The sequence below is a fragment of the Azospirillum sp. UFLA03-27 genome, from assembly GCF_059803775.1.
This window is the reverse complement of record NZ_JAUQTX010000505.1, coordinates 1-1194: the sequence shown is the minus strand read 5'-3', so window position 1 is coordinate 1194 and position 1194 is coordinate 1. Positions and strand designations below refer to the sequence as shown.

Below are 1194 nucleotides of genomic sequence, written 5' to 3'. Positions count from 1 at the left end.
GGTCATCTCCGACTTTTTCAACAGGCGTGAGTTCGGTCCTCCAGTGCGTGTTACCGCACCTTCAACCTGCCCATGGCTAGATCACCGGGTTTCGGGTCTACAGCAAGCAACTCAAGCGCCCTGTTCAGACTCGCTTTCGCTGCGCCTCCGGCTATCGCCTTAAGCTCGCTGCTTACTGTAAGTCGCTGACCCATTATACAAAAGGTACGCCGTCACCGCGCAAGGCGGCTCCGACTGCTTGTAGGCATCCGGTTTCAGGAACTGTTTCACTCCCCTCGTCGGGGTGCTTTTCACCTTTCCCTCACGGTACTGGTGCACTATCGGTCACTGAGGAGTACTTAGGCTTGGAGGGTGGTCCCCCCATGTTCGGACAGGGTTTCACGTGCCCCGCCCTACTCGAGGATTGAACCTGGTTTACCCGTACGGGACTATCACCCGCTCTGGTGCGCCTTTCCAGACGCTTCCGGTTATGTCGGTCCAACCACTGGCCTGGTCCGCGTTCGCTCGCCACTACTAGCGGAGTCTCGGTTGATGTCCTTTCCTCCGGCTACTTAGATGTTTCAGTTCGCCGGGTTCGCCTCCCGCACCTATGGATTCAGTGCGGGATACCGCTTGCGCGGTGGGTTGCCCCATTCGGAAATCCACGGATCAAAGCCTGCTCGCGGCTCCCCATGGCTTATCGCAACGTGCTGCGTCCTTCATCGCCTCTCAGTGCCAAGGCATCCACCAGATGCCCTTCAGACGCTTGATCCTAAACTCAGCGGTTGCGCCACGCGCAGGGACAAGCCCAGACGCACGCACAACGCCGCAAGATGCATTGACCATCGAACCAACCCCAGAAGGAGCCGGCCCGAGGTCCGTCCTCGGTCACTTAACAATCGTCTTCACACTGTCCATGATCCCGCTCCAGCCCCCTCAGCGATGAGGAGCCCGAAGCTCACGTTTCCGTGTTGCGTTTCCTTCTGACGGATCTCTGCCGGAACATCCGGTCCCAACCCCAGGGCCTCGACACCAGAAGACTGGTGGAGGCAGACGGGATCGAACCGACGACCTCCTGCTTGCAAAGCAGGCGCTCTCCCAACTGAGCTATGCCCCCAATGTCGGTGTAACGCGGTGTCGCCTGATGGGTGGTGGGCCAGGGAGGATTTGAACCTCCGACCTCACGCTTATCAAGCGCGCGCTCTAACCAACTGA

General features: G+C 59.2%; 1 tRNA gene and 1 rRNA gene. Both read right to left on the bottom strand.

The features are described 5' to 3' along the window. Nucleotides 1-751: ribosomal RNA gene (locus tag Q4I23_RS32745) — 23S ribosomal RNA — on the bottom strand; the annotation flags it as partial. Nucleotides 752-1020: 269 nt separating this feature from the next. After that, nucleotides 1021-1096: transfer RNA gene (locus Q4I23_RS32740), tRNA-Ala, on the bottom strand. Nucleotides 1097-1194 lie beyond the last annotated feature (98 nt).